The following is a 23,928-nucleotide window of genomic DNA, read 5'->3' on the forward strand; positions in this document are numbered from 1 at the left end:
CCGTCAGTCGAGCGCCGCGATCGCGTCGTCCGCGATCGCCGAGGCGTCCAGGCCTACCTGCTCGATCACCTGAGGGCGCGAGGCGTGCTGCAGGAACTCTCGCGGCACCCCGCGGTGCAGCCATCGCGCGTCGTTTCCTGCCAGGCGCGCGTACGCTGCCCACTCCTCGCCCATGCCCGCATCGGACAGGCCATCCTCGACCGTGACCACCAGCTTCGCGGAGCCCAGGATGTCGAGCAGCCCCGCCGGCACGGGATGCACCCAGTTGGCCGTCGCGGCGACCACGTCGACGCCGTTCGCGGCGATCTTCTCCGCGGCATCGATCGCGGTGGGCGCCATCGATCCCAGCCCGAAGACCACCACCTGGGGGCTGTCTCCATGCTCGGCCAGCACCTCGATGTCTCCGGACGTCCTCAGCGCGGGGAGGTCGTCGCCCACCGGCCCCTTGGGATAGCGCACCACCGTGGGCGCATCGGACACGTCAACGGCCTCTCGGAACGCGCGGCGCATCGTGGGCGCGTCGCGCGGCGCTGCGATGCGCAGCCCCGGCACGTGCCTCAACAGCGCCATGTCCCACATGCCGTTGTGGCTGGGACCGTCGTCGCCCGTGATGCCCGCGCGGTCGAGCATGAAGGTCACGCCCGCGCCGTGCAACGCGACGTCCATCAGCACCTGGTCGAAGGCGCGGTTCAGGAAGGTCGCGTACACCGCGACCACAGGGTGGTAGCCGGTGAAGGCGAGCCCTGCCGCGCTCGTGACCGCATGCTGCTCGGCGATGCCCACATCGATCACGCGGTCGGGGAACTCGTTCGCCATGGGCTGCAGGCCCACGGGCGCCAGCATGGCGGCGGTGAGCGCGACCACGTCCTCGCGCTCGCGTGCGACCTCGACCATCTCCTCGGCGAACACCTTGGTCCACCCGAACCTCGACGGCTTGACCGGAAGGCCGGTCTCAGGATGGATCTTGCCCACGGCGTGGAAGCGATCGGCGACGTCCTCCTCCGCGGGCGTGTACCCACGACCCTTCTCGGTGAGGACGTGCACGATCACGGGCGCGCCGTAGTCGCGTGCGTGCGTCAGCGCCGCCTCGACCTGCTCGAGGTCGTGGCCGTCCACCGGCCCCACGTACTTGATGCCCAGGTCGTCGAACATGCCCGGCTCGGTGATGAGACCCTTGAGAGCACGCTTGCCATGCATCACCGTGCGGTACGTGAAGCTGCGCCACGGACCCCGATTCTCGAACGTCCTCTTGCCCCATCCGAGGAACTGCTCGTAGCGGGGGTCGGTGCGGATACCGTCGAGCCTGCGCGCGAGCCCGCCGATCGTCGGGGCATACGAACGACCGTTGTCGTTGACGACGATGACGACGCGGTCCTGTGCCGCGGCGAGGGAGTTCAAGGCCTCCCACGCCATGCCGCCCGTGAGCGCGCCGTCGCCGATCACCGCGACGGTGGTGCGGTCCTTGTCGCCGCGAAGGGTGCGACCGCGCCCGATCCCAGCGGCCCAGGACAGCGCGGTCGAGGCGTGGGAGTTCTCGACCACGTCGTGATCGCTCTCGGATCGCTGCGGGTAGCCGGCCAGACCCTCGCGTGTGCGAAGGCCCGAGAAGTCGCGGCGACCGGTGAGCAGCTTGTGCACGTAGGACTGGTGCCCGGTGTCGAACACGATCGTGTCCCGTGGCGAGTCGAAGACGCGATGCAGTCCGATGGTGAGCTCGACGACGCCCAGGTTGGGCCCCAGGTGCCCGCCGGTCTGCGACACGGAGGCCACCAGGTAGTCCCGGATCTCCTGGGAGAGCTCGGTGAGCTCATCCGCAGTCAGGCCGCGCAGATCATGCGGCGACTCGATGCGCTCCAGCACGAACCCTCCCTCGGGATGACGTCTCTCCACTGTACGTGCAGGGGCACGGCGCACCGTGCGACGCGCCCCCGATGTCGACTCGCTCAGGCGACCAGCGAACGGAGCACGTACTGAAGGATGCCACCGTTGCGGAAGTAGTCCGCCTCACCAGGGGTGTCGATGCGCACCACGGCGTCGAACTCGACCACGGAGCCGTCGGCCTTGGTGGCCTTCACCGGAAGGGTGCGAGGGTGCTCACCGGCGCTGAACGCCGAGACGCCGACGATGTCGAACGTCTCGGTTCCGTCGAGCCCCAGCGACCCGGCGCTCTCGCCCGCGGGGAACTGCAGCGGCAGGACGCCCATGCCGATGAGGTTCGACCGGTGGATGCGCTCGAAGCTCTCCGTGATGACGGCTCGCACGCCCAGCAGTCGCGTGCCCTTGGCTGCCCAGTCGCGCGAGGAGCCGGAGCCGTACTCCTTGCCCGCGAGCACCACAAGCGGCGTGCCCGAGGCCGCATAGTCCTGCGCGGCGTCGTAGATGGTGTCCTGCTCACCCGTCACGAAGTTGTGCGTGAAGCCGCCCTCGACGCCGTCGAGAAGAAGGTTCCTGAGCCGGATGTTCGCGAAGGTGCCGCGGATCATCACCTCGTGGTTGCCGCGACGCGACCCGTACGAGTTGAAGTCACGGCGCTCGACACCGTTGTCCGCCAGGTACACGCCGGCGGGGCTGTCGGCCTTGATCGCACCGGCGGGCGAGATGTGGTCCGTCGTGACGGAGTCGCCCAGCAGCGCGAGCACGCGTGCTCCCGCGATGTCCTCGACCGGCTCCGGCTCGGCTCCCATGCCCTCGAAGTACGGGGGCTTGCGCACGTAGGTGGAGTCATCCGCCCACTCGAACGTCTTGCCGTCGGGCGTGGGAAGTCCCGTCCAGCGCTCGTCACCCGCGAACACATCCGCGTAGTCCTTCGCGAACATCTCCTCGGTGATCGAGGACTGGACGATCGACTCGACCTCCTGGGCATCGGGCCAGATGTCGCGCAGGAACACGTCGTTGCCCTCGGAGTCCGTGCCCAGCGGGTCGGAGTCGAAGTCGTGGTCCATGGTGCCGGCGAGCGCGTACGCGATCACGAGCGGCGGCGACGCGAGATAGTTCATCTTGACGTCGGGGTTGATGCGCCCCTCGAAGTTGCGGTTGCCGGACAGCACCGAGACCACGGCGAGATCGTTGTCGTTGACCGCCTGCGAGACCTCCTCGGGCAGCGGGCCCGAGTTTCCGATGCACGTGGTGCAGCCGTAGCCCACCAGGTGGTAGCCCAGCGCCTCGAGATCGGGCCACAGCCCGGCCTTCTCGTAGTAGTCGGTGACCACCTGCGAGCCCGGCGCCATCGACGTCTTGACCCAGGGCTTCACGTTCAGTCCCTTGCGGTTGGCATTGCGCGCCAGGAGCGCGGCCGCCAGCATCACCGAGGGGTTCGACGTGTTGGTGCACGAGGTGATCGACGCGATCACGACGGCTCCGTGATCCAGAGCGGTCTCCGTGCCGTCGGCCATGGTGAGCGGCACGTGCTTGTGCGGACGACGCTTGGCGATCTCGGAGCTGGTCTCCCGCGGCTCGGGAGCGTCCCCGGCGTGGGCCTCGGCAGCGATGGGGTCGGACGCGGGGAAGGTCTCCTCGACGGACTCGTCCAGGCCCTGCGACTTCGAGGCCTCGTGGTCCACGTAGTTCAGGATCGACTGCGAGAAGGCGGCCTTGGCGTTCGTCACCTCGATGCGGTCCTGCGGACGCTTGGGGCCGGCGATCGACGGCACCACGGTGGACAGGTCGAGCTCGAGGTACTCGGAGAACACCGGCTCGACATAGCCCTCGGCGGAGGGGTCGTGCCACATGCCCTGCTCCTTGCAGTACGCCTCGACCAGCGCGACCTGCTCGGGCGAGCGCCCGGTGAGCTTCAGGTAGTCGATGGTGACGCCGTCGATGGGGAAGATCGCGGCCGTCGAGCCAAACTCGGGCGACATGTTGCCGATGGTCGCGCGGTTCGCGAGCGGCACCGCGCCCACGCCCTCGCCGTAGAACTCGACGAACTTGCCCACCACGCCGTGCTCGCGAAGCATCTGGGTGATGGTGAGCACCACGTCGGTGGCGGTGGCGCCGGCGGGGATCTCGCCGGTGAGCTTGAAGCCCACGACCTTGGGGATCAGCATCGACACCGGCTGGCCGAGCATCGCGGCCTCGGCCTCGATGCCTCCCACGCCCCAGCCCAGCACTCCCAGGCCGTTGATCATGGTGGTGTGCGAGTCCGTGCCCACGCACGAGTCGGGGTAGGCCTGCGTGACGCCGTCGGCGTCCTTGGTCATGATGCCGCGGGCGAGGTACTCGAGGTTCACCTGGTGAACGATTCCCGTGCCCGGGGGGACCACCTTGAAGTTGTCGAACGCCGTCTGACCCCAGCGGAGGAACTGGTAGCGCTCACGGTTGCGCTCGTACTCGAGGTCCGTGTTGCGCTGCAGGGCGTCGCTGCGGCCGAACACGTCGATCACGACCGAGTGGTCGATGACCATCTCTGCGGGCGCGAGCGGGTTGATGACGGACGGGTCGCCGCCGAGCTCGACGACTGCCTCGCGCATCGTGGCGAGGTCGACCACGCAGGGCACGCCCGTGAAGTCCTGCATCACGACGCGCGCGGGCGTGAACTGGATCTCGGTGTCGGGATCCGCCTGCGGGTCCCACGATGCGAGCGCCTGCACGTGGTCGGCGGTGATGTTCTTGCCGTCCTCGGTGCGCAGCAGCGCCTCGGCGAGCACCTTGAGCGAGTACGGGAGCTTCTCAAGCCCTGGAACAGCGCCCAGGCGGTAGATCTCGTACTCACGGCCCGCGACATCCAGCGTGGCCTTCGCTCCCAGGGTGTTCTCGCTCATGCAGTCTCCTTCGTAGCAGTCTGCGACCATCCTATCGGCCCTCGAGGACGGCCGATGCGGTCGCTCAGCGCCGCTGGAAGGTCGCCACGGTCTCGACGTGGTGAGTCATGGGGAACAGATCGAACGCCTCCGCCTCGACCAGCGCGTAGCCGCGCTCGGACAGCAGAGCCGTGTCGCGTGCGAGCGCGACGGGGTCGCACGCGACGTACACCAGACGCTGCGCGTCCACTGCCGTGAGCGCCTCGACCGTGCGGCGCCCGGCTCCCGAGCGCGGCGGGTCGAGCACCACCGCATCGGCGGGGCCGGCACCCTCCTCGAGCGTGCGCCTCACGTCGCCCTCGACCACGGTGACCGTGGGGTGGTCGTGGACGTTCCTGCGCGCCGCGCCCGCACCGCGGGCATCGGCCTCGACGGAGAGGACCTCGCACCCGCCATCGGCGAGGGCCAGCGTGAAGAGACCCGCCCCTGCGTAGAGGTCCATCACGCGCCCCGCCTCGCCGATGCGGTCGAGGACCTCTCGCACGAGCACGGCCGGAGCCTCGCGATGGACCTGCCAGAACGCCGACGCGTCCAGCCGGTAGTGCCACGAGCGATCGCCCACGTGCACCACCTCGCGGACCGCACGCGGAGCGTTGGGGCGCGAGTCGACCTTGCCTCCGCGCGAGGGCTGTCCGTCGATCAGCACTCGCAGCTCGGAGTCGGATGGCGCGACCACGGTGACGCGTGCCCCTGCGGGGAAGCGGCGCCCGAGCAGCGCCTCCTCGACCTCGGGAACGGCCAGGGGCATGGCGGACAGGACGTGCAGGTCCGGAGCACGGAAGCCATGCATCGCCGCACGTCCCTCGGCATCCGCGACGGCGCTCACGCGCGTCCGGTAGGCCAGGCCACCCCGGTCATCGTCGCCTGGCGCCGCGTGAACGGCGCCCGGAAACTCCTGGTGCGCGAAGCGCTCGAAGGCCTCCCGCAGCACGGCGAGCTTCCACGCCCGCTGGGCAGGGAGGGCCACATGGCCCAGCTCTCCCCCGCCGGCTCCGCCGGCTCCCGCCTGCGGCCACGGCGACTCCACGCGGTCGGGTGACGCCTCCAGGACGGCGACGGCATCCGCTCTCCAGAAGCTCGCATCGGCCGCATGCTCGGTGAGCCGTGCCTCCACCACCTCTCCCGGCAGCGCGTGGCGAACGAACACGACACGGCCATCGTGACGCGCCACGCAGTGTCCGCCATGGGCCGGCGCACCCACCTCGAGCCTGACGAGATCCGGCTCCGTCACGGCAGCTGCTCCCCTGGCGGCGGGACCTCTTCCGCGGCGCGGCGGTCGCGCGCGGACTCGAGGTGCCACGGAACGGCCGAGACGACCACGGAGTCGAGGCCCAGCAGCTGGGAGCGCAGTCGCTTGGTGGCCTTGTTGTGCAGGAACCGCTCCCACCATCGGCCCACGATGTATTCGGGGACGTAGACGACGACCACGTCGCGAGGGCTGCTCCGGTGAATGGACGCCACGTAGTCGAGCACGGGTCGGACGAGGTCGCGATACGGGGAGTCGAGGATCACGAGCGGGACGCCGGAGTCGATCTTCCCCCACTGTCGCTGGAGCTCCCGCGCGGCATCGGCCTCGATCTGGACCCCTACTGCCTCGAGGGAGGAGTGGCGCGCCGCCTTCGCGTACGCGAGAGCGCGCATCGCGGGCCGGTGCAGCTGCGCCACCAGCACCACGCCGTGCGTGGCGCTGGGAAGCGCGACGTTGCGGTCCTTGCGCTCGAGCGTGACGTCGCCCCGCACAGCCGCGTAGTGGCGGTTGATCGCGTGCATCAGGGCCACGAGGCCGATGATCATCACGATCGCGAGCCAGGCTCCGTTGAGGAAGTTGAACACCGCGACGATGATCCACACGCCCGCGGCGACCACGGCCGCGGTCCCATGGAGCACCCGGTCCCGCGCCAGGCGACGTCGGTCGCCCGGCTCGGTTGCGAGCTGCAGCCGCTCGGTGCAGTGGCGGACCATCGCGACCTGGCTGAGGACGATCGCCGCGAACGCTCCCACGACATACATGTGGATGAGGGTCTCGACATTCGCGCCCGTCGCGACCACCATCACGGCGGAGGCGACCGCGACCGTGAGGATGCCTCCACGCACCACCAGACGGTCGTTCGTCATGGAGAGCTGGCGGGGCAGGTAGGCGTCGCGTGCCAGCGAGGACGCGAGGATCGAGAACCGTCGGAACACCGCGGTCGCGGCGGCATAGAGGATCGCGGCGGCGGCGACCGCCACCACCCAGATCGTGACCGGCTGGCGGAACACCTGCTCGGCGGTCTGGAGGAGGATGGGTCCATCGGCCCATCCGGTGATGCGGTAGGACCACGCCAGCAGCGACACGGTGAGGAACGCGGCCGCAGAGGCGGACACCGCGATCAGGAGCGTGCGACCAGCGCGCCTCGCGCGAGGCTCCGCGTGGTTGGGCGCCGCCGACGCGAGATGCTCGATGCCGGTGACCATGACCGCACCGGAGGCGATCGCGCCCGCGTAGGCGAGGACGATCGTCCACGTGGTGGGCGGGTTCGCGGCGATCGGGCTCGAGGCCTCGGCCGCGTGGCGGGCCACGCCGTACACGAGCATCACCGCGACCACCAGCAGGAAGCCGAACCACACGGCCAGCAGCACCCGGGCACGGTCGCGCACCACCCGCAGGCCCACGAGGGTCATCACGCCGATGAGTCCCACGCCGATCAGCCCCACCCAGGGTCGCAGCTGCGGGATCAGATAGGCCACCAGCTGCGTGACGGCCGCGACCGACACCGCCACGGTGAACAGGTAGTCGACCAGCAGTGCGGCACCTGTCACGACGCCGTAGCGGCGGCCGAGGAGGTCGCGCACCGTGCCGTAGTCGCCCAGGTTGTCCGGGCGGGCGCGCACGTTCGAGCGGTACGCGAAGCCGAGCAGCAGCATGATGCTGACCACGCCCACGGCCATGTACGGGATCGCACCTTGCTGGCTGCCGCGCCGGAGCGCGTCCACCACTGCGTCAGGGGCGTAGGCGACCGCGGAGAGCATCCCCGCTCCGAACACGGGCAGGGCGAGCCGCGTCCGCAGCGTCACCGGAGTGAGCGCGTCCGTGGCGATGGGCTGGCCGAACACCAGCCGGCGCAGACCCTGCAGAATACGTCGCACGTCGCACCATCCTAGGCCGGACGGGTATAGCGTGGGTTCTCGTGCACATCGTGATCATGGGCTGCGGCCGCACCGGCGCCGCCCTCGCATCCGAGTTCGAGTCTCGTGGACACTCCGTCGCCATCATCGACAGGCTGGGCGACGCCTTCCGCAGACTCCCCTCGGACTTCCAGGGCCAGCGCATCACAGGAGTGGGCTTCGACCGCGACACGTTGGTGTCCGCCGGGGTCGAGGACGCCTACGCCTTCGCAGCCGTCTCGTCAGGCGACAACTCGAACATCCTCGCCGCGCGCGTCGTGCGCGAGACCTACGGTGTCGAGAACGTCGTCGCACGCATCTCCGATCCAGGGCGTGCGGAGGTGTACGACCGGCTGGGCATCCGCACGGTCGCCCCGGTGCCGTGGACCAGCGCTCAGATCGTGTCGCATCTGCTGCCGGGCGGCACTGACGCGAAGTATGCGGACGAGGCCGCCGGCGTGACGCTCAGGTCCGTCGCGTACAGCGACGGCTGGCTGGGCCGCTCGGTCGAGCAGATCGAGGAGGCCACCGGTGCGCGCGTCGCGTACCTGCAGCGGTTCGGCGAGGGTGTGCTGCCCCAGGGCTCCACCACGCTGCAGTCGGGCGACGCGCTCCACCTGATCGTCGGCTCCGACGCCACGGACAGCGTCACGAGAGCCCTGTCGCGACCGCCGGGGGTGCGCTCATGAAGGTCCTGATCGCCGGCGCAGGCTCCGTGGGGCGTTCGATCGCACGCGACCTGCTCGAGCACGGCCACGACGTGGTGCTCATGGACAACAATCCCACCGGCATGCGCATCGCGCAGGTCGCGGAGGCGGATTGGATGCTCGCCGACGCCTGCGAGCTCGCGGCGCTGAGCGAGGCGCGCACGGAGACCATGGACGTGGTCGTCGCCGCGACCGGCGACGACAAGGTCAACCTCGTCGTGTCCTTCCTCGCCAAGACCGAGTTCGGCGTCCCGCGCACGGTCGCCCGCGTCAACAACCCGCGCAACGAGTGGATGTACGACGCACAGTGGGGCGTCGACGTCGCCGTGTCCACCCCCCGCATCATGACGGCGATGGTCGAGGAGGCAGTGGCGGTGGGCGACCTCGTGAAGGTCTTCACCTTCCACCAGTCAGGGGCGTCGATCGTGGAGGTCACCCTGCCGGCCGATGCGCCGGTGGTCGGTGCGACCGTCCGGGAGATCGCGTGGCCCTCGGAGATCGTGCTGTCGTGCATCGTCCGAGGCGATCGCACCATCGCGCCGAGCCCGAACGACACGCTCGAGAGTCACGACGAGCTGCTGTTCATCGTGTCGTCGGAGGCGGATCCTGAGGAGTTGAACGTGGTGCTGCGTTCCGCACCAGCAGCCACACCAGCCACAGAGTGAGCGCGAAGAGCGGCACCCCCATCGCCAGCTTCGCGGTCCCCAAGGCAACGACCGCTCCTGCCAGGTAGAGCGGCAGCTGCACGGCCAGGCGCAGGGCGAACATGGCGGCGACCACCGCCGTGCCCAGCTGCATCATGCGCATGACCCGAGCATCGGCTCTCCACGAGGTGCCCCAGCCCTTGAGCAGGCCCACGACGATCCCCACGGCTGGCCACCGCACCGCCATCGACGCCAGCAAGGCGGCGAGATACAGGCCATTGGCCCACAGGCCAGGCACGAAGTAGCCGCCGGCATCGCCCGAGCGCCATGCCCAGATCGCGCCGATTCCGACACCGAGCACGCCTGCCAGTGCCTGCTGGACGGAGGAGCGCTGGATCAGACGCACGAGCACGAGGGCCGCGACCGTCGCGACCGAGGCGATCACCGGGATGAGCCAGCCGCCCCAGCCGAGGTAGGCGATGACGAAGACCACCCCGGGCGCCGCGGACTCGATGAACCCGCGCCATCCTCCCACCGCCTCCGTGAAGGAGAACTCGTCGCCCGTGAGCACCTCGCCCAGCCGTCCGGCACGAGCCGGCTCGACCTCGGCCGTCGTGTCCTCGCGGCGGTCAGGGTCCGACTGCCCGGGCGTCATCGAATCTCGAAGCGCGGGTTGAACAGGCGCAGCGCCGCGTCCGCCTCGCACACGCGCCCCGCCACGCTCACGCGTGCGCCAGGCTCGATGCCGGCGATCGATCGCCTGCCCATGAAGACCGCGTCGATGCGTCCGGTGCCGTCGTCGATGCGAGCGGTGAGACGTGGAGCTGCGTCGTGAGGCTCCACGGTGATCGCCACCACGCGGCCCTCCACCGTCGCCATCTCACGCGCGTTCAGCTCACGGATGGGCGTTGCCACGGCGCTCACGGCGCCTCGAGATCCGGCGCCGGTGCCGCAGTCCGTGCCGGTCCTCCCGCAGGCGGGGTCAGCTCGAGCACGGTGCCGGTGGGGATCGCCTCGTCGCCACGCTCCACCGCGCACTGCGAGAGGAACGCGTCCACCCGGGCGATCGTGGAGTCCTCCGCCACCGAGGGGCCCGTCACCACGGCGCGGAGCACCCAGCGGTCGCCGTCGATTCCCACGTACCGAATGGTGGTGTCGCGCAGCAGTCCCGCGCGATCACGCCCGGTGACCGTCGCGAACAGCTCGGGCCCGAACCGCCCCTCGACGGTCTGCTGGAAGCCGGGCTGCTTCTTGACCTTGGCGGTGATCGAGCGACGCATGTCCGTCCACAGGCCCTGGCCGCGTGGAGCGGCGATGACCTGGATCTGGGCCTCGCAGTCCGCGATGTGAACGGAGACCGCGCCCATGCGCCTGGTCTTGGCATCGAACTCGAGCCGTGCGTGCATGCTGCCGAACGCCGGCAGCCTCAGTGGGCCGCAGCTGATGAACATCCTCTCGGCGGGTGCGTCGGCCAGGCTCCATGGCCCGTCCGCGGGCTCGATGTCGCCCAGGCCATCGTCGAAGGGCGCGGGTGCGTCGTCACTCATCAGGACGCTCCCGTGGAGCCGAAGCCGCCCTCGGCACGGTGAGAGCCAGGCAGCTCCTCGACGTGCACGAAGGCTGCCCGCTCGACGCGCTGGATCACGAGCTGGGCGATGCGGTCGCCACGCGCCAGGCGCACGGTCTGACGCGCATCAGTGTTGAGGAGGGTCACGGAGATCTCGCCGCGGTAGCCCGCGTCGACCGTTCCAGGGGCGTTCACGATCGTGACGCCCGAGCGCGCGGCGAGGCCGGAGCGAGGGTGGACCAGTGCGACGTACCCGTCAGGCAGAGCCACGCGCACGCCCGTCGGGACGGTGGCGCGCTCCCCTGGCGCGAGCTCGACGTCCACGCGGGTGGTGATGTCCGCGCCCGCGTCCCCGGGGTGGGAGTACGCGGGCAGCGGAACGTCGGCGTCTGTCGTGCTGACCAGCACGTCCATGGAGGTCACCGGAGACGCGAGCTAGGCCGCGCACTCCGAGCAGATGGGCTGGTCCTTCTCGAAGGAGGCCAGCTGGCTGCGGTGGTGGACCAGGAAGCAGGACATGCAGGTGAACTCGTCCTGCTGTGCGGGCAGCACTCGGACCGAGAGCTCCTCGCCGGACAGGTCAGCGCCCGGCAGCTCGAAGCCCTCTGCCGCCTCTGCCTCGTCCTCGTCGACGACCCCGGAGGACTTGTCGCTGCGACGGGCCTTCAGCTCCTCGATGGAGTCTGCCGAGATCTCGTCGTCAGTCTTGCGGGGTGCGTCGTAATCGGTTGCCATCAGGCATTCGTCCCTTCACCGTACGTCTGTGTGTGAGTACTGAATGCGCGCGGGGGTCGTTTTGTTCCCCCGAGCGCACGCATTCTGCCCCAAAAAGTCTGCGAGCGCGACTCTAGGCGCGCCGCGCGTCCCATGTCGTCTCCGCGCCGGCTCGCACCAGGGCGTGCGCGAGGTCGTCCCAGACGTCGGGATGCGCGGCGACGAGCACCCGCTCGTCGGCCGCGCCCCCGTCGAGCCCGGCCACCTTCACACCAGCCTCCTGCGCGATGAGCGCGGCGGCTGCGAAGTCCCACGCATGGAGGCCGTGCTCGTAGTACGCGTCGATGGCGCCCGCCGCGACCAGGCACAGGTCCACCGAGGCCGCGCCCAGCCGTCGTATGTCCCTCACCTGACCCAGCATGCTCGTGACGATCTCGCCTTGGCGCTCTCGCCGCTGCGCGACGTACTGGAACCCTGTCGCCAGCAGGGTGGACTCGAGCGGCGGGGCATCCTCGCGCCGGAGCGGTCGACCATCCCTGAAGGCGCCACCGCCACGCGCGGCTGACCACAGGACACCCGAGCCGTCCGCGACGGCTCCGGCCAGCGCGGACCACTCGCGCGGCCTCGGCGGACCGGTGACGGCCGCGACCGACACGGCGTAGTGCGGGAGGCCGTACAGGTAGTTCACCGTCCCATCGATCGGGTCCAGGATCCACGTCACGCCCGACGAGCCCGCCGTGTCCTCCCCCTCCTCGCCCAGGATCCCATCGTCCGGTCGCAGCTGCGACAGCCGTTCGCGCAGGTGCGCCTCCGCTGCGAGGTCCATCTGGGTGACGATGTCGATCGCGCTGGACTTGGTCGCGTGCACCCGCGCGCCGGAGCGCCCATCCCGGATGAGTGCGGCCGTCTCGCTCGCGATCAGTCGGGCGATGTCGAGGAGCTCGTGCGCGGTGTCCATGACGCCCATCGTGCCGCACCCGCCGCGTGCGCCGTGCCCGCGGCTGTAGAACCGGCACGCCGGGCGACGTGCCGCGCGAACCACGACGCCGCGTGGCACTCTGAGTCCATGACGCGATTGACACTGGTGCGTGCCGCCGACGACGGCGAGCACCTCATCGTCGCGACCGACGACGGCGAGCAGTTCGAGCTGGAGCTCACCGACGACCTGCGCCGCACGGTCGCCCTCACCCGAGCACGTGCGCAGAGCCCTGCGGCCGACGACGAGCCTTCGCGCCCGACCATGAGCCCCAAGGAGATCCAGCAGCGCATTCGCAGCGGCCTCAACGCCCGCGAGCTGTCTGAGCTGACCGGAGAGCCCGTGGAGGGCCTCGAGCGCTACGAGGCGCCCGTGCTCGCCGAGCGCGCATACATCGCGGATCTCGCACGGGGAACGCGCATCGGCCGCGACTCGGGAGCGCCGGTGCTGGCGGACCTCGTCACGGACCGGCTCGCAGGTCGCGGTGTGGACCCGGAGGCCGTGGAGTGGGATGCGTGGCGAGAGCCTGAGGAGCCGTGGAAGGTCGCCGCGGACTACCGCGTGGACGGCCGCAACGTGCGAGCGCTGTGGGAGTTCGACCACACGGCGCGGGCCGTGACCGCCCAGGACGACGAGTCGCGGTGGCTGACCGAGACGGAGCTGCTGGACGTTCCGATCCCCAAGCGTCACCTCAGCGCGGTGAAGCCCGTGGCGGACGACGCTCCGCTCGACCAGTCGCGTCCTCTGATGCCCGTCGCGGCGGATGCCACGGGCGATGAGCCTCACGAGCCGTCCGCCACCGAGCTCCTGCTCGAGGATCTGCACGAACGACGCGGCACGCGCGAGAGCATCGACGCCGAGGACCTCGAGGACGACGATGACGAGCAGTTCGAGGGCTTCGGTCCCGCGCAGCGCGCGCGAGAGGCGGAGGTCGGCTTCGCTGCCGAGCGGCCCTCAGGGCAGTCCATGCCCCACCCCGCGGGCTCGGCCCGCCGGGCTCAGCGTGCTGCCGACGACGACGTTGCCTCCGGCGAGCCGGAGACGCCGCCTCGTGGCACCCCCGAGCCCAAGCCTGCACGCCGCGGCCGCTCGTCGGTGCCCAGCTGGGACGAGATCGTCTTCGGCGCCAAGCACGACTGACGGGCCCGGCGAGGACGGCTATGCAGCCGATGCGCGGGCGAGGTGCTCGAGCAGTGCTGCGCCTTCGCTCCACTCGCCGAGAGACGAGTCCGCGTTGAGGTGGCCGAGCGCGCCCGGCACGATCGGTTCGCACCCGAGCCGGCGTGCGACCTCTCGTGAGTGGTCGAGCCCCGCGTAGGGATCGTTCTCGCTCGCGACCACGGCGACCGGCATGCGCAGTGGCGCTGGCTGCACCGCGGCGAACGCGCGGATCACCGGGGGTGCTCCAGGACGAGCGGCATCGGGCGGAGCGACGAGTAGCGCCGCCCGGGCACGACCCGGGTGGTCGAGCGCCCAGGCCATCGTCGCGATGGTTCCCAGGCTGTGGGCGACGATCAGGGGCGGCTCCGCGTGCGCTCGCACCGAGCGGTCGACCGCGGCGATCCAGTCCTGCACGTCGGGGGCGTCCCAGCTCGCTGGGCGGATGCGGATCGCGCGCGGGTGAGCCCGCTCCCACAGCGTCTGCCAGTGGCCCTCGCCCGAGCCGCCGAGACCGGGGACGATCACGACCGGTGCCGCAAGCGTCGCCGGGCCGAATGGGCTCGCACCGTCCATGCGCCTCGCCTCCCCTGCTCGGACGTGTCAGTCAGATCCTGCCAGCAGCAGGGGCACCTGCAGCTCGTGAGGGGTGAGCGAGCCGTGCACGCCCACCAGCCCCAGCGACTGCTCGGTCTGCGTGCGCGAGTCGACCACCGTGGCGCGCCCTGCCATCGCCACCACGACATCGCCGATGCGGCCCACGACGTGAGCAGCGATCTCGCCGAAGAGGCCGATCTCCCGGGCCTGCTCGCGCGTCCAGATCGCGGCGTGACCGTCGAGCCGCGCTCGCCAGCGCGCCGCGACCTCGTCGACGTCCGCGTCGTCCGCGACGTGCACATGCAGCGCGCGCGGCTCACCTGCCGTGAGCACCACACCCTGCAGCAGCTCGGGATCCGTGCCCGCGTCCCACCGCGGTGCACCGTCGATGTCGACCATCCCATGGTCCGCGGTCACCACCATGATCGCTCCCGCCGGCAGCGATGCGGCGAGCCTGCGGAGCTCGCGATCGGCGTCCTCGAGGGCCGCGACCCACTCGTGCGACTGCCAGCCGTGCTTATGGCCTGCGGCGTCGATCTCACCCCAGTAGCAGTAGGACACGCCGGGCCTGCGAGCCTCGGACACCGCCACGTCGATGCGATCAGCCAACCGCTCCGCGCCAACGAACTGACCACCGCGCAGCACCGCCTGCGTCAACCCGGATCCGGCGAACCGCCTCCGGCCCAGCGTGGTGACGCTGAAGCCATCGTTCGCGGCCTGCTCCAGCAGCGACGGCACCGTCTGCCACTCGAGCGGCTCTGGAGCGCCCTCCCACGAGACGAGGTTCGCGAGCGTGCCAGTGGCTGGATTGCGGGCCGTGTATCCGGTCATGCCGGTCTGTCCCGACGGCTGGCCGGTGCCGAACAGAGCGAGCGAGGCAGCCGTCGTGGTGGGATAGCCCGCGGTGACGGTTCCTTGTTCCGCAGCGCGCAGGAACGGAGCGTGTCCGCGACGCTCCTCGAGGTTCAGGTGACCGAGGCCATCGAGCACCACGACCACCACGTGACGAGCGCGAGGAAGTCCCAGCCGGACGCGGTCCTCGTCGGCGTGGCGCCCGCGCACCACGTGCCCCGCCCCTACCGCGGACAGCGCTGCCGGGAGCACCGCCCCGAGCTCCCGACCGCCGTAGTCGGGCAGGCTCAGCCCCAGCGCCGCGAGATCGGCGCCCGAGCTCACCCGCGAGGTCCGATGAGCCGCTGCAGGGTCGCCGCGAAGTCCTCGAGCGCGCGCACCGACTCCTCCCCGTCAGCGATGGCGCTCACGCGCACCAGGGTGTCGTCGCCCGTGACGCCGCCGGTGTACCCGTGATCGGCCTCGCAGCTCTCGTCTCCACAGGTCGCGGGCTCGAGCTCGATGCGGGAGTGGACTCCCCAGCCGACGGCGAGCACCAGCTCGCTGGGCGTGTCGCCGTCGCGGAAGTTCTCGGGGTGGTGCACCACGTGCGTCATCGCCGTGTTGGTGATCCGCGACAGCATCGCGGTCTCGACGGTCGCCGATGCCTCGTGCGCTCCCTCGGCGCTGTGCCCGGCGCCATCGTCCATGTGCACGCGGATCAGTCGCGTGCCGGTCAGGACCAGCACCGTCATGTGCCGGCGCACCTCACGATCGTCGAACGTGGTCTCCGCGTGCACGAAGTGCGCCGCCACCTTCTCCTGTCCGATCGCGCGTCGCAGCACGGAGCTGGCGAGAGCCGGGTAGTAGCCGGCGACCGCGACGGCCTGGTCGAGCGTGTGAGACATGGCGGCTATTCTTCCACTTCGCAGGCAGGGTGACTACCTGCGCCGCGTGGCACCCCCCAGGTGCGTCCACGGGGCGCGACAATACCCGCAGCCACCGGACCGCACCACCGTGAGGAGATACATGGCCGCCGTGCCCGACGGGCAGATCGTGGACATCGACGTCAGTGCCGAGATGGAGGCGTCGTTCCTGGAGTACGCGTACTCGGTGATCTACTCGCGCGCGCTGCCGGATGCGCGCGACGGTCTCAAGCCTGTGCAGCGCCGCATCATCTACTCGATGGGCGAGATGGGCCTGCGCCCGGACCGCGCCCACGTGAAGTCCTCACGCGTCGTGGGCGAGGTGATGGGCAAGCTCCACCCTCACGGCGACTCCGCCATCTACGACGCCCTGGTGCGCATGGCGCAGTCGTTCTCGCTGCGGCTGCCCCTGGTGGACGGTCACGGCAACTTCGGCTCCCTCGACGATGGACCGGCCGCGTCGCGCTACACGGAGGCGCGCATGGCGCCGGCGGCGCTTGCGATGCTCGCTGACCTGGGCGAGAACGTGGTGGACACCGTCCCCAACTACGACAACCGGCTCACGCAGCCGGAGGTGCTGCCCGCGGCGATCCCCAACCTGCTCGTCAACGGGGCCTCCGGCATCGCGGTGGGCATGGCCACCAACATGGCGCCCCACAACCTGGTGGAGGTGGTCTCCGCCGCTCGGCACCTGCTCGCGAACCCCCGCGCCGATCTCGAGGAGCTCATGCGCTTCGTGCCAGGGCCGGACCTCCCGGGCGGCGGGAAGATCGTCGGGCTCGACGGCGTGCGCGAGGCGTACGAGACGGGGCGTGGGAAGTTCACGACGCGGGCGACCACCCGCGTGGAGAAGGTGTCGCCGCGCCGCCAGGGCATCGTCGTGACCGAGCTGCCCTATCTCGTGGGACCGGAGAAGGTGATCGAGAAGATCAAGGACGGCGTGTCCGCGAAGAAGCTCGACGGCATCGCCGCGGTCACGGACCTGACGGATCGCAAGCACGGCATGCGCCTGGTGATCGAGATCAAGAACGGATTCAACCCTGAGGCGGTGCTGCAGCGCCTGTACAAGGTGACGCCGCTCGAGGAGTCGTTCTCGATGAACAACGTCGCGCTCGTGGGCGGCGAGCCTCGCACGCTGGGCCTCAAGGAGATGCTGCAGGTGTGGATCGGCCACCGCATCGACGTGGTGCGTCGACGCAGCGAGCACCGTCTGCAGGCGCGTCGCGACCGCCTCCACCTGGTGGATGGCCTGCTGGTGGCGATCCTCGACATCGACGACGTCATTCAGATCATTCGCTCCTCGGAGGATGCGGCGGAGGCACGCGAACGCCTCATGACCGCGTTCGACCTGTCCGAGATCCAGGCCGACTACATCCTCGAGCTGCGACTGCGGCGCCTCACCAAGTTCTCCCGTCTCGAGCTCGAGAACGAGAAGGCGCAGCTGCTCGCGGAGATCGCTGAGCTCGAGGAGATCCTCGGCTCCGAGGTGGTCCTCCGGGACGTCGTGGGACGCGAGATGGACGCCGCCGCGGCCGAGCACGGCACTCCTCGCCGCACCATCCTGCTCGCCGAGGCCGGTGCCGTGTCCTCAGCGGCGTCGCTCGCGGGCTCGGCGGCCGCCGCACCGCTCGAGGTGGAGGACACGCCATGTCACGCGCTGCTGTCGGCCACGGGGCTGGTGGCGCGCACCGCGGATGACGCACCGCCCGTGCGCGAGGGCCGCCGCAGCTCGCATGACGTGCTGCGGGCCGTGGTGCCCGCATCCGCGCGCGCGGATGTGGGGGTGCTGACCACGCGCGGGCGCATGCTGCGGCTGTCGTTGCTCGACGTGCCAGCGCTCGCTCCGACGAGCGAGCCGCCATCCCTGGGCGGCGGCAGCCCCGTCGCTGAGCTCGTCACGCTCGACAAGGGAGAGGACGTGGTCACGCTCGTGCCGCTCGGCGGGGATGTCCCGCTCGCGATCGGCACGGCCGCGGGCGTCGTCAAGCGGGTCAAGGCGGAGCCCGCACCTCATAAGGACGCCTGGGATGTCATCGCCCTGCAGGATGGCGACAGCGTGATCGGCGCGGCATCCGCGCCGGACTCCGCGGAGCTCGTGTTCGTCGCTGACGACGGCCCGCTGCTGCACTTCGCCGCAGACAAGGTTCGTCCGCAGGGACGCTCGGGCGGCGGGGTCGCCGGCATCAACCTCGCGGCGGGACGGCGCGCGGTCTTCTTCGGTGTCGTGGACAGCCCGGCCGATGCGCTTGTCGTCACGGTCTCCGGCTCGTCGACTGCGCTTCCGGGCACCACACCAGGCTCAGCCAAGGTCACGCCGTTCTCCGAGTACCCGGGCAAGGGCCGTGCGACCGGCGGCGTGCGCGCCCACCGCTTCCTGAAGGGCGAGGACTCGCTCATCGCGGCGTGGGTCGGATCCGCGCCGGCCAAGGCGACCTCGGGCGCCGGCCAGGCAGTGGAGCTTCCCGAGGAGCACGGCCGTCGCGACGGCTCGGGCACCGCTCTGAGCGCGCCGGTGCACGGCATCGGCTAGCCGAGTCTCGTGAGACGACGACGCCGCGCCCGCTGAAGCGGGCGCGGCGTCGACACATCAATGCGGTCGCCTGTCAGCCGGTGTTCTGGAGGCCGGCGGAGACGCCGTTCACGGTCAGCAGGAGCACGTGGCGCAACTGGTCCACGGTCGCCTCCTCCGTGCCCTCGTCGACTCCGTGGCGCAGCGCCGCGAGGATCCGCACCTGGATGAGCGACAGCGCATCGACGTACGGAGAACGCAGCTGAACGGCACGGCCGAGCACGCGGCGACCGGCGAGCGGCCAGTCGCTGTCGGTGATCTTCAGGACCCACTCGCGCGTCAGTCGCATCTCGTCGAGCACCAGCTGGGCGAGGTCGTCGCGGTCCCCGAGCGCGAGATAGCGCTCGGCGATGTGCTCGTCCGACTTCGCCATCGACATCTCGATGTTGTCGATCAGCGTGGAGAACAGCGGCCACTCCCGGTAGGCGCGCTTCAGCTCGTCGAGATCACCGAAGGCCGCCAGCGCCGTGCCCAGCCCGTACCAGCCTGCGAGGTTGATGCGCGCCTGGCTCCAGGAGAACACCCACGGGATGGCCCGCAGGTCGTCGAGCGAGTTGACCGAGAGGCCGCGCTTGGCCGGCCGTGAGCCGATCGGCAGCAGCCCCAGCTCCTCGAGCGGCGTGACCTGCGCGAACCACTGCGGGAAGCCCTCGGCCTTGACCAGCTCGTGGAAGCGAGCGCGTGACGTGGCGTCGAGGCGAGAGGCCATGTCGGCGAAGGCGGCTGTGGCCTCGGCGTTGCGCTTCTCGACGCTGGGCGAGGACTGGAGCAGGGTCGCGGCAGCGACCTCCTCGATGTGGCGCTCCGCGATGACCGGGTCGCCGTAGCGCGCGAGGATGACCTCGCCCTGCTCGGTGAGCTTGAACCGACCCTCGACCGAGCCTGGCGGCTGGGCCAGCACGGCACGGTTGGCGGGGCCGCCGCCACGTCCGAGCGCGCCGCCCCTGCCGTGGAACAGCGTGAGCACTAGGTCGTGGCGCTCGGCCCACTGGGCGATGCGCTCCTGGGCGGAATGGAGGGCCAGCGTCGCTGCGACCGGGCCCACATCCTTCGACGAGTCGGAGTAGCCGAGCATCACCTCGACGCGGCGACCGTTGGCCTCGAGGCGTCGCTGCACCGCGGGAAGCGGCAGCACCTGCTCGAGGATGTCCACTGAGTTCTCGAGGTCGTCGAAGGTCTCGAACAGCGGGATCGCGTCGATCACCGGCGCATCGTCCTGGTCACCGAACGCGTGCTCGGCGAGCTGATAGACGGCCGCGAGGTGCTCCGGCGCCTGAGTGAAGGAGACGATGTAGCGACGCGCCGCTCGCACGCCGTAGCGCTGCTGCACGGCAGCGATGGCGCGGAAGGTGTCGAGCACCTCGACGGTGCGCTCCTCGAGCTCGCCGTGGACGCCGTTCGCCTCGATGTCCGCGAGCGCGGCGGCGTGGACCTGCGAGTGCTGGCGCACCTCCAGCTCTGCGAGGTGGAAGCCGAACGTCTGCACCTGCCAGATGAGGGTCTGCAGATCGCCGTACGCTGCGCGGGGGGCACCGGCGTCGACCAACGACTGCTGGACGACCCTGAGGTCGTCCTCGAGCTCCTGCGGTTCCGCGTACTGGAGGTCCGCGTTGCGCGCCTGCGTGGCGGCCACCCGGGCGGCGATCACCAGCAGGGCGGCGCGGTGCGTCTCCCCTGGTGACTCGGAGACGGCATCGGAGCTCAGCACGGCGTCGCGCTGGGCTTGGCGCTGTCGCAGAGCGAGCAGCTCGGCCGAGGGCGGGGTGGAGCTGTCATGCAGCGTGAGCTTGCGCGCCACCGCCACCGCCGCCGTCTCAAGCGCGCGCAGGGCGTGCTCGGAGGCGAGCGCCGCGGCCTCCCGCGTGATGTCGGAGGTCACGTTGGGATTGCCGTCGCGGTCGCCGCCGATCCAGGATCCCAGGCTCACGAACGGCCGAGCGAGGGGGGCGCGGCGGCCGGCATCGCTGTTGAGCAGGAAGTCGTCGAGGCGCCGGTAGACCCGCGGGAAGGTGTCGAACATCGTGGCGTCGAACACTGCCAGCGCCGCCTTGACCTCGTCGAGCACCTCGGGCTTGCTGGCACGGATCAGGGACGTGCGCCACAGTGCGTCGACCTCCGCGAGGAGCGCGCGGTCGCTCTCGGCCTGGGTGGTGCCGCCGCTCTGCGTGTGGTCGCGCTCGACCAGCAGGTCGGAGATGCGGCGCACGGCGCCGGAAACCGCGCGGCGGCGGGCCTCGGTGGGGTGCGCGGTCAGCACGGGCCGGAACTCGAGAGCCTGAACGCGACGCAGCGCCTCGTCCCTGCCCACCTCCGCCTCCAGCTGCTCGAACGCTTCCGACAGGGAGTCGTCCTCGGTGAGCGCGGACGCCTGGCGCTGGCGCAGCACCCGCACGCGGTGGTGCTCCTCGGCGAGGTTCGCGAGGTAGAAGTAGCAGGTGAAGGCGCGGGCCACCTGCTCGGCCCGCTCGAGGGAGAAGTCCTGGACGAGCGCGATCGCCTCGTCCAGCGCGGCGGCGCCCTCGGCATCGCGCGCGTCGTGCGCCTTGATGGCGAGTTCGCGCAGGCGCTCGACGTCGTCGAGCAGCTCCTGGCCGCCGGACTCGACAAGGACCTGTCCGAGCAGGCCGCCGAGCATGCGGACATCGTCGCGCAACGGGTCGGGGACGTCGTGGCGGGCGAGGGTGCGATCCGCCGGGGTCTCGTGCGTCGGGTTCTCAGTCACGGACACGAGAGTACCGGGCAAAGCGCTACTCTCCCAATGCCCAGCATTGCCTAAAGGACCGGCAACGGTCCTAGGGCCGCTCGAAGGCCCACTCCCGGTCGGTCACGAGCTTCGCGGCCACCAGGCCGACCATGATGGAGAGCACCACCAGCGTCACCTGCAGGATGCCGGCCATGGCGGCGATGTAGTCGCCCGAGTTGAGGTTGACGAGCGCCTCGTGCGCCGCCACGCCGGGGATCATGACGAGCACAGCGGGCACCGAGAGCGTGATGACCGGGAAGCGCCCGCCGCGCGCGACCACGGCCGCGAGCACACCCACCGCGAGGCACGCCACGGCCGTCGCGGCCTGGATCGGCACGCCTTGCTCCACGCTGACGAGGCGGCCGGTGTTGGCGACTGCGCCGATCGCGCATGCGGCCACTGCGATGCGCCACGGACTGTTGAACAGCAGAGCGAAGCCCAGGACACCGAACCCTGACGCGGCCGCCCACAGCGCGATCTCCGCCGCCGTCGCGATGTCCAGCGCAGGTCGCGTCACCGTCGACAGCGGCTCGATCAAGGACACGCCCCACACGCTCACGCCGGCTGCCATCGTGATCATCGTGCCGAAGGCGATGCGCTGGATCCCCGCCTGCAGATCCAGTTGTGCCATGTCGAGCGCCCCCGTGATGAGGGCGAATCCCGGCAGCAGGTACAGGACAGAGGAGATGTAGCCAGCGGCATGGGTCTCGAGCTCCGTGCCGGCGGCGCCCAGCAGCGCGATGCCAAGGACGTAGACGGCGGCCGAGACGGCGGCGGCCACCAGCGTGGTCCCGAACGGATTGAAGTGGCGGTGCGCCAGCAGCCGCCGTGCGGACTGGCCCAGCGCCGCGGCGACGAACACCGCGAGCACCTCCCACGGCATGGCGTGGTTGAGGACGGCGAAGGCCGCGCAGGCCACGCCCGCGAAGGCGCTGTTCGCCCAGCCCCGATACAGCGACCCTCGCGCCTCGATGGCGTCGAGCGCGCGATGGACCTCGTCAGCGGTGGTGGTGGCGGGCAGGGTGCGCCGCATCCGGTCCAGATGCGCGAGACGGTCGGAGTTCACGGCGAACGAGCGGTTCTCCGCGACCTCCGTTCGGAAGATGCGTCCACGATGCGAGGTCGCGGCGATGTCGGTGAGCGCGACGTGGTTGGAGTGGCGATCGACGCCCAGCGAGGACGCCACTGCGCGCATGCCCTGCTTGACGCGATAGCTTGCGGTGCCGGCCGCCAGCATCATGCGGCCGGTGCGCAGGATCGCGCCCGACTGCTCGATCAGCGCCACCGGCTCGAGGCTCTCCTCCAGCTCGTGCAGCGCTCGCACGCGGGAGTCGTCGCCGGGAACCTCGTCTTCGCTCACGTGGCCCATTGTGACGCACGAGCGCGCGTGGGAGCCGGGACCATGCGACGAGTCAGGCGGCTCCGCCTGCTGCCAGGCGGGCATCTGCGATGGCCTCCCATTGCCTCGCGCGCCGGCGAGCCTCCATCACGACCGTCGCGGTCACGCCGAACGCGACCGCGGAGGCGATCGCACCGGCGGGCCTGCGAGCGAGGCTCAGGCAGACGGTGGCGACCGCGGTGCCGATCACCGACCCACCGATCGCGAAGTAGGAGTGCGCGTACGCCTTGAGCTCCGCGACGGCAGCGAGGTCGTCGCACGCGAGGATCGCGTCGACGTCCTCCGCTCTCAGCGGACGGGGGCCGACGGGGCTCGCTCCCATGTCAGGCAGGCGTGCGTCGCGGTCGAGGTAGGTCGGGCGGCCCCAGGCCTCCGAGGTCGTCATCCGTGCCATGGTCGCTCTCCTGTCGTCGCCGTGCGCTCGTCCAGGCCAACGCCACCGGCGCTGCGCGTAGTCCCGCGCTCGATCCTCAGGCGTCGACCACGGAGGCGAACACGACGATGTTGTCGTCGAAGTGTCCCGTCGAGGAGTCGAACTCTCCTCCGCACGTGATGAGGCGCAGCTCGGGCCGCTCCGTGTTCGCGTACACGGCCACGGTGGGGAACTCATCCTTCGGATGCTGCTCGATGCGCGTCACCTCGAAGGCGACCTCGCGGCCATCCGTCTGCTCGACCTCGATCACATCGCCCGGCTGCAGCTCGGTGAGTCGGAAGAACACCGAGGGATCGCCGTTCCAGCTGACGTGGCCGGCGATCACCGCAGGCCCCACGGCGCCCGGACGAGGGCCACCCTCGAACCATCCGGCGAGGTCGGTGTCCACCGGAGTGGCCAGGCTGCCGTCGTCGAGCAGTCCCAGCTGCTCGAGCTCGGTGTCCACGCCGATCTCAGGCACGGTGAGTCGCGCCGGAAGCGCCTGGACGTCGGGCTCGACGGTCACGTTCGCCTCCGCCTCATCCTGCGCGGCAGCCTCGGGCGCGGCCACCGCGGGCGCCGACTGCTGCGGTTCGGGCGCCGTGGCGGACGCCGATGGACTCGGCAGAGGTGCGGGCGCGGGCACCTGCAGCGCGTCGACGGCCAGCACTCCCAGGACGGCGGCGACGGCGAACGATCCGATGGACGCGATGACTCGGCGGTTCATGTGCGTTCCTCCTCATGA

At 70.6% G+C, this 23,928-nt stretch carries 21 protein-coding genes; 4 read left to right on the top strand and 17 right to left on the bottom strand.

Annotated features, from left to right (window positions below; all coding sequences use genetic code 11):
• Positions 1–3 precede the first annotated feature (3 nt).
• The 4 genes from dxs to Dac01nite_RS12120 all read right to left on the bottom strand — a co-directional run bounded on the left by dxs (position 4) and on the right by Dac01nite_RS12120 (position 7,922).
• Positions 4–1,860, bottom strand: a complete 1,857-nt coding sequence (gene dxs / locus Dac01nite_RS07155) for a 1-deoxy-D-xylulose-5-phosphate synthase (protein ID WP_203655065.1) — start codon at positions 1,858–1,860, stop codon at positions 4–6.
• Between the two features lie 83 nt (positions 1,861–1,943).
• Complete coding sequence (locus tag Dac01nite_RS07160) at positions 1,944–4,757, bottom strand: aconitate hydratase (RefSeq protein ID WP_203655067.1); 2,814 nt, start codon at positions 4,755–4,757, stop codon at positions 1,944–1,946.
• A gap of 64 nt (positions 4,758–4,821) precedes the next feature.
• Positions 4,822–6,027, bottom strand: a complete 1,206-nt coding sequence (locus Dac01nite_RS07165) for a class I SAM-dependent RNA methyltransferase (RefSeq protein WP_239066562.1) — start codon at positions 6,025–6,027, stop codon at positions 4,822–4,824.
• A complete protein-coding gene (locus Dac01nite_RS12120) occupies positions 6,024–7,922 on the bottom strand; it encodes an APC family permease (protein WP_239066563.1) in 1,899 nt (632 codons plus the stop codon). Before Dac01nite_RS12120 ends, Dac01nite_RS07165 begins: the two co-directional genes overlap by 4 nt.
• Before the next feature lie 41 nt (positions 7,923–7,963).
• On the opposite strand from Dac01nite_RS12120, the gene Dac01nite_RS07170 reads away from it, so the two are divergent.
• Together Dac01nite_RS07170 and Dac01nite_RS07175 are read left to right on the top strand one after the other, a co-directional pair.
• Positions 7,964–8,629 (top strand): potassium channel family protein, encoded by a 666-nt coding sequence (locus tag Dac01nite_RS07170; protein ID WP_239066564.1) that lies wholly within the window; start codon positions 7,964–7,966, stop codon positions 8,627–8,629.
• A complete protein-coding gene (locus Dac01nite_RS07175) occupies positions 8,626–9,312 on the top strand; it encodes a potassium channel family protein (RefSeq protein WP_203655071.1) in 687 nt (228 codons plus the stop codon). Before Dac01nite_RS07170 ends, Dac01nite_RS07175 begins: the two co-directional genes overlap by 4 nt.
• On the opposite strand, the gene Dac01nite_RS07180 is transcribed toward Dac01nite_RS07175, so the two are convergent.
• From Dac01nite_RS07180 to Dac01nite_RS07205, 6 genes are all read right to left on the bottom strand, one after another.
• Positions 9,230–9,946 (bottom strand): DUF3159 domain-containing protein, encoded by a 717-nt coding sequence (locus Dac01nite_RS07180; RefSeq protein WP_203655073.1) that lies wholly within the window; start codon positions 9,944–9,946, stop codon positions 9,230–9,232. The genes Dac01nite_RS07175 and Dac01nite_RS07180 overlap by 83 nt on opposite strands.
• A complete protein-coding gene (locus Dac01nite_RS07185) occupies positions 9,943–10,215 on the bottom strand; it encodes an OB-fold nucleic acid binding domain-containing protein (RefSeq protein ID WP_203655075.1) in 273 nt (90 codons plus the stop codon). The genes Dac01nite_RS07180 and Dac01nite_RS07185 overlap by 4 nt, the downstream gene beginning before the upstream one ends.
• Positions 10,212–10,838, bottom strand: coding sequence for a DUF3710 domain-containing protein (locus tag Dac01nite_RS07190; protein ID WP_203655077.1), 627 nt, complete (start codon positions 10,836–10,838; stop codon positions 10,212–10,214). The genes Dac01nite_RS07185 and Dac01nite_RS07190 overlap by 4 nt, the downstream gene beginning before the upstream one ends.
• Positions 10,838–11,272, bottom strand: coding sequence for a dUTP diphosphatase (gene dut / locus Dac01nite_RS07195; RefSeq protein ID WP_203655281.1), 435 nt, complete (start codon positions 11,270–11,272; stop codon positions 10,838–10,840). The genes Dac01nite_RS07190 and dut overlap by 1 nt, the downstream gene beginning before the upstream one ends.
• Before the next feature lie 21 nt (positions 11,273–11,293).
• Complete coding sequence (locus Dac01nite_RS07200; RefSeq protein WP_203655079.1) at positions 11,294–11,593, bottom strand: DUF4193 domain-containing protein; 300 nt, start codon at positions 11,591–11,593, stop codon at positions 11,294–11,296.
• A gap of 112 nt (positions 11,594–11,705) precedes the next feature.
• Positions 11,706–12,530, bottom strand: coding sequence for an inositol monophosphatase family protein (locus Dac01nite_RS07205; protein WP_203655081.1), 825 nt, complete (start codon positions 12,528–12,530; stop codon positions 11,706–11,708).
• Positions 12,531–12,638: 108 nt separating this feature from the next.
• Between Dac01nite_RS07205 and sepH the strand changes: the two genes are divergently transcribed.
• Complete coding sequence (gene sepH / locus Dac01nite_RS07210; RefSeq protein WP_203655083.1) at positions 12,639–13,688, top strand: septation protein SepH; 1,050 nt, start codon at positions 12,639–12,641, stop codon at positions 13,686–13,688.
• An 18-nt stretch (positions 13,689–13,706) separates the two neighbouring features.
• Here sepH and Dac01nite_RS07215 read toward each other — a convergent pair whose 3' ends face one another.
• From Dac01nite_RS07215 to Dac01nite_RS07225, 3 genes are read right to left on the bottom strand one after another with little or no spacing between them, the layout of a single operon-like run.
• Positions 13,707–14,282: an RBBP9/YdeN family alpha/beta hydrolase gene (locus tag Dac01nite_RS07215; protein ID WP_203655085.1), complete on the bottom strand. Its 576-nt coding sequence runs from the start codon at positions 14,280–14,282 to the stop codon at positions 13,707–13,709.
• A gap of 27 nt (positions 14,283–14,309) precedes the next feature.
• Positions 14,310–15,479, bottom strand: a complete 1,170-nt coding sequence (locus Dac01nite_RS07220) for an alkaline phosphatase family protein (RefSeq protein ID WP_203655087.1) — start codon at positions 15,477–15,479, stop codon at positions 14,310–14,312.
• The gene (locus Dac01nite_RS07225) at positions 15,476–16,042 is read right to left on the bottom strand and encodes a DUF5998 family protein (RefSeq protein WP_203655089.1); all 567 of its coding nucleotides are present in this window, start codon (positions 16,040–16,042) and stop codon (positions 15,476–15,478) included. The genes Dac01nite_RS07220 and Dac01nite_RS07225 overlap by 4 nt, the downstream gene beginning before the upstream one ends.
• Positions 16,043–16,163: 121 nt before the next feature.
• On the opposite strand from Dac01nite_RS07225, the gene Dac01nite_RS07230 reads away from it, so the two are divergent.
• Positions 16,164–18,590 carry a DNA gyrase/topoisomerase IV subunit A gene (locus Dac01nite_RS07230; protein WP_203655091.1) on the top strand — a complete coding sequence of 809 codons (2,427 nt, stop codon included), beginning with the start codon at positions 16,164–16,166 and terminating at the stop codon, positions 18,588–18,590.
• A 73-nt stretch (positions 18,591–18,663) separates the two neighbouring features.
• Here the strand turns inward: Dac01nite_RS07230 and Dac01nite_RS07235 are convergent, their stop codons facing one another.
• The 4 genes from Dac01nite_RS07235 to Dac01nite_RS07250 all read right to left on the bottom strand — a co-directional run bounded on the left by Dac01nite_RS07235 (position 18,664) and on the right by Dac01nite_RS07250 (position 23,910).
• On the bottom strand, positions 18,664–21,351 hold the full coding sequence (locus Dac01nite_RS07235) for a phosphoenolpyruvate carboxylase (protein WP_275404535.1): 2,688 nt from the start codon (positions 21,349–21,351) through the stop codon (positions 18,664–18,666).
• Between the two features lie 70 nt (positions 21,352–21,421).
• Positions 21,422–22,732, bottom strand: a complete 1,311-nt coding sequence (locus Dac01nite_RS07240; RefSeq protein ID WP_203655093.1) for a threonine/serine exporter family protein — start codon at positions 22,730–22,732, stop codon at positions 21,422–21,424.
• A 52-nt stretch (positions 22,733–22,784) separates the two neighbouring features.
• Positions 22,785–23,165 (bottom strand): hypothetical protein, encoded by a 381-nt coding sequence (locus Dac01nite_RS07245; protein ID WP_203655095.1) that lies wholly within the window; start codon positions 23,163–23,165, stop codon positions 22,785–22,787.
• A gap of 76 nt (positions 23,166–23,241) precedes the next feature.
• On the bottom strand, positions 23,242–23,910 hold the full coding sequence (locus Dac01nite_RS07250) for a class F sortase (RefSeq protein WP_203655097.1): 669 nt from the start codon (positions 23,908–23,910) through the stop codon (positions 23,242–23,244).
• Positions 23,911–23,928: the final 18 nt, after the last annotated feature.

This window comes from Demequina activiva (genome assembly GCF_016862815.1).
GTDB classification, from domain to species: Bacteria; Actinomycetota; Actinomycetes; order Actinomycetales; family Demequinaceae; genus Demequina; species Demequina activiva.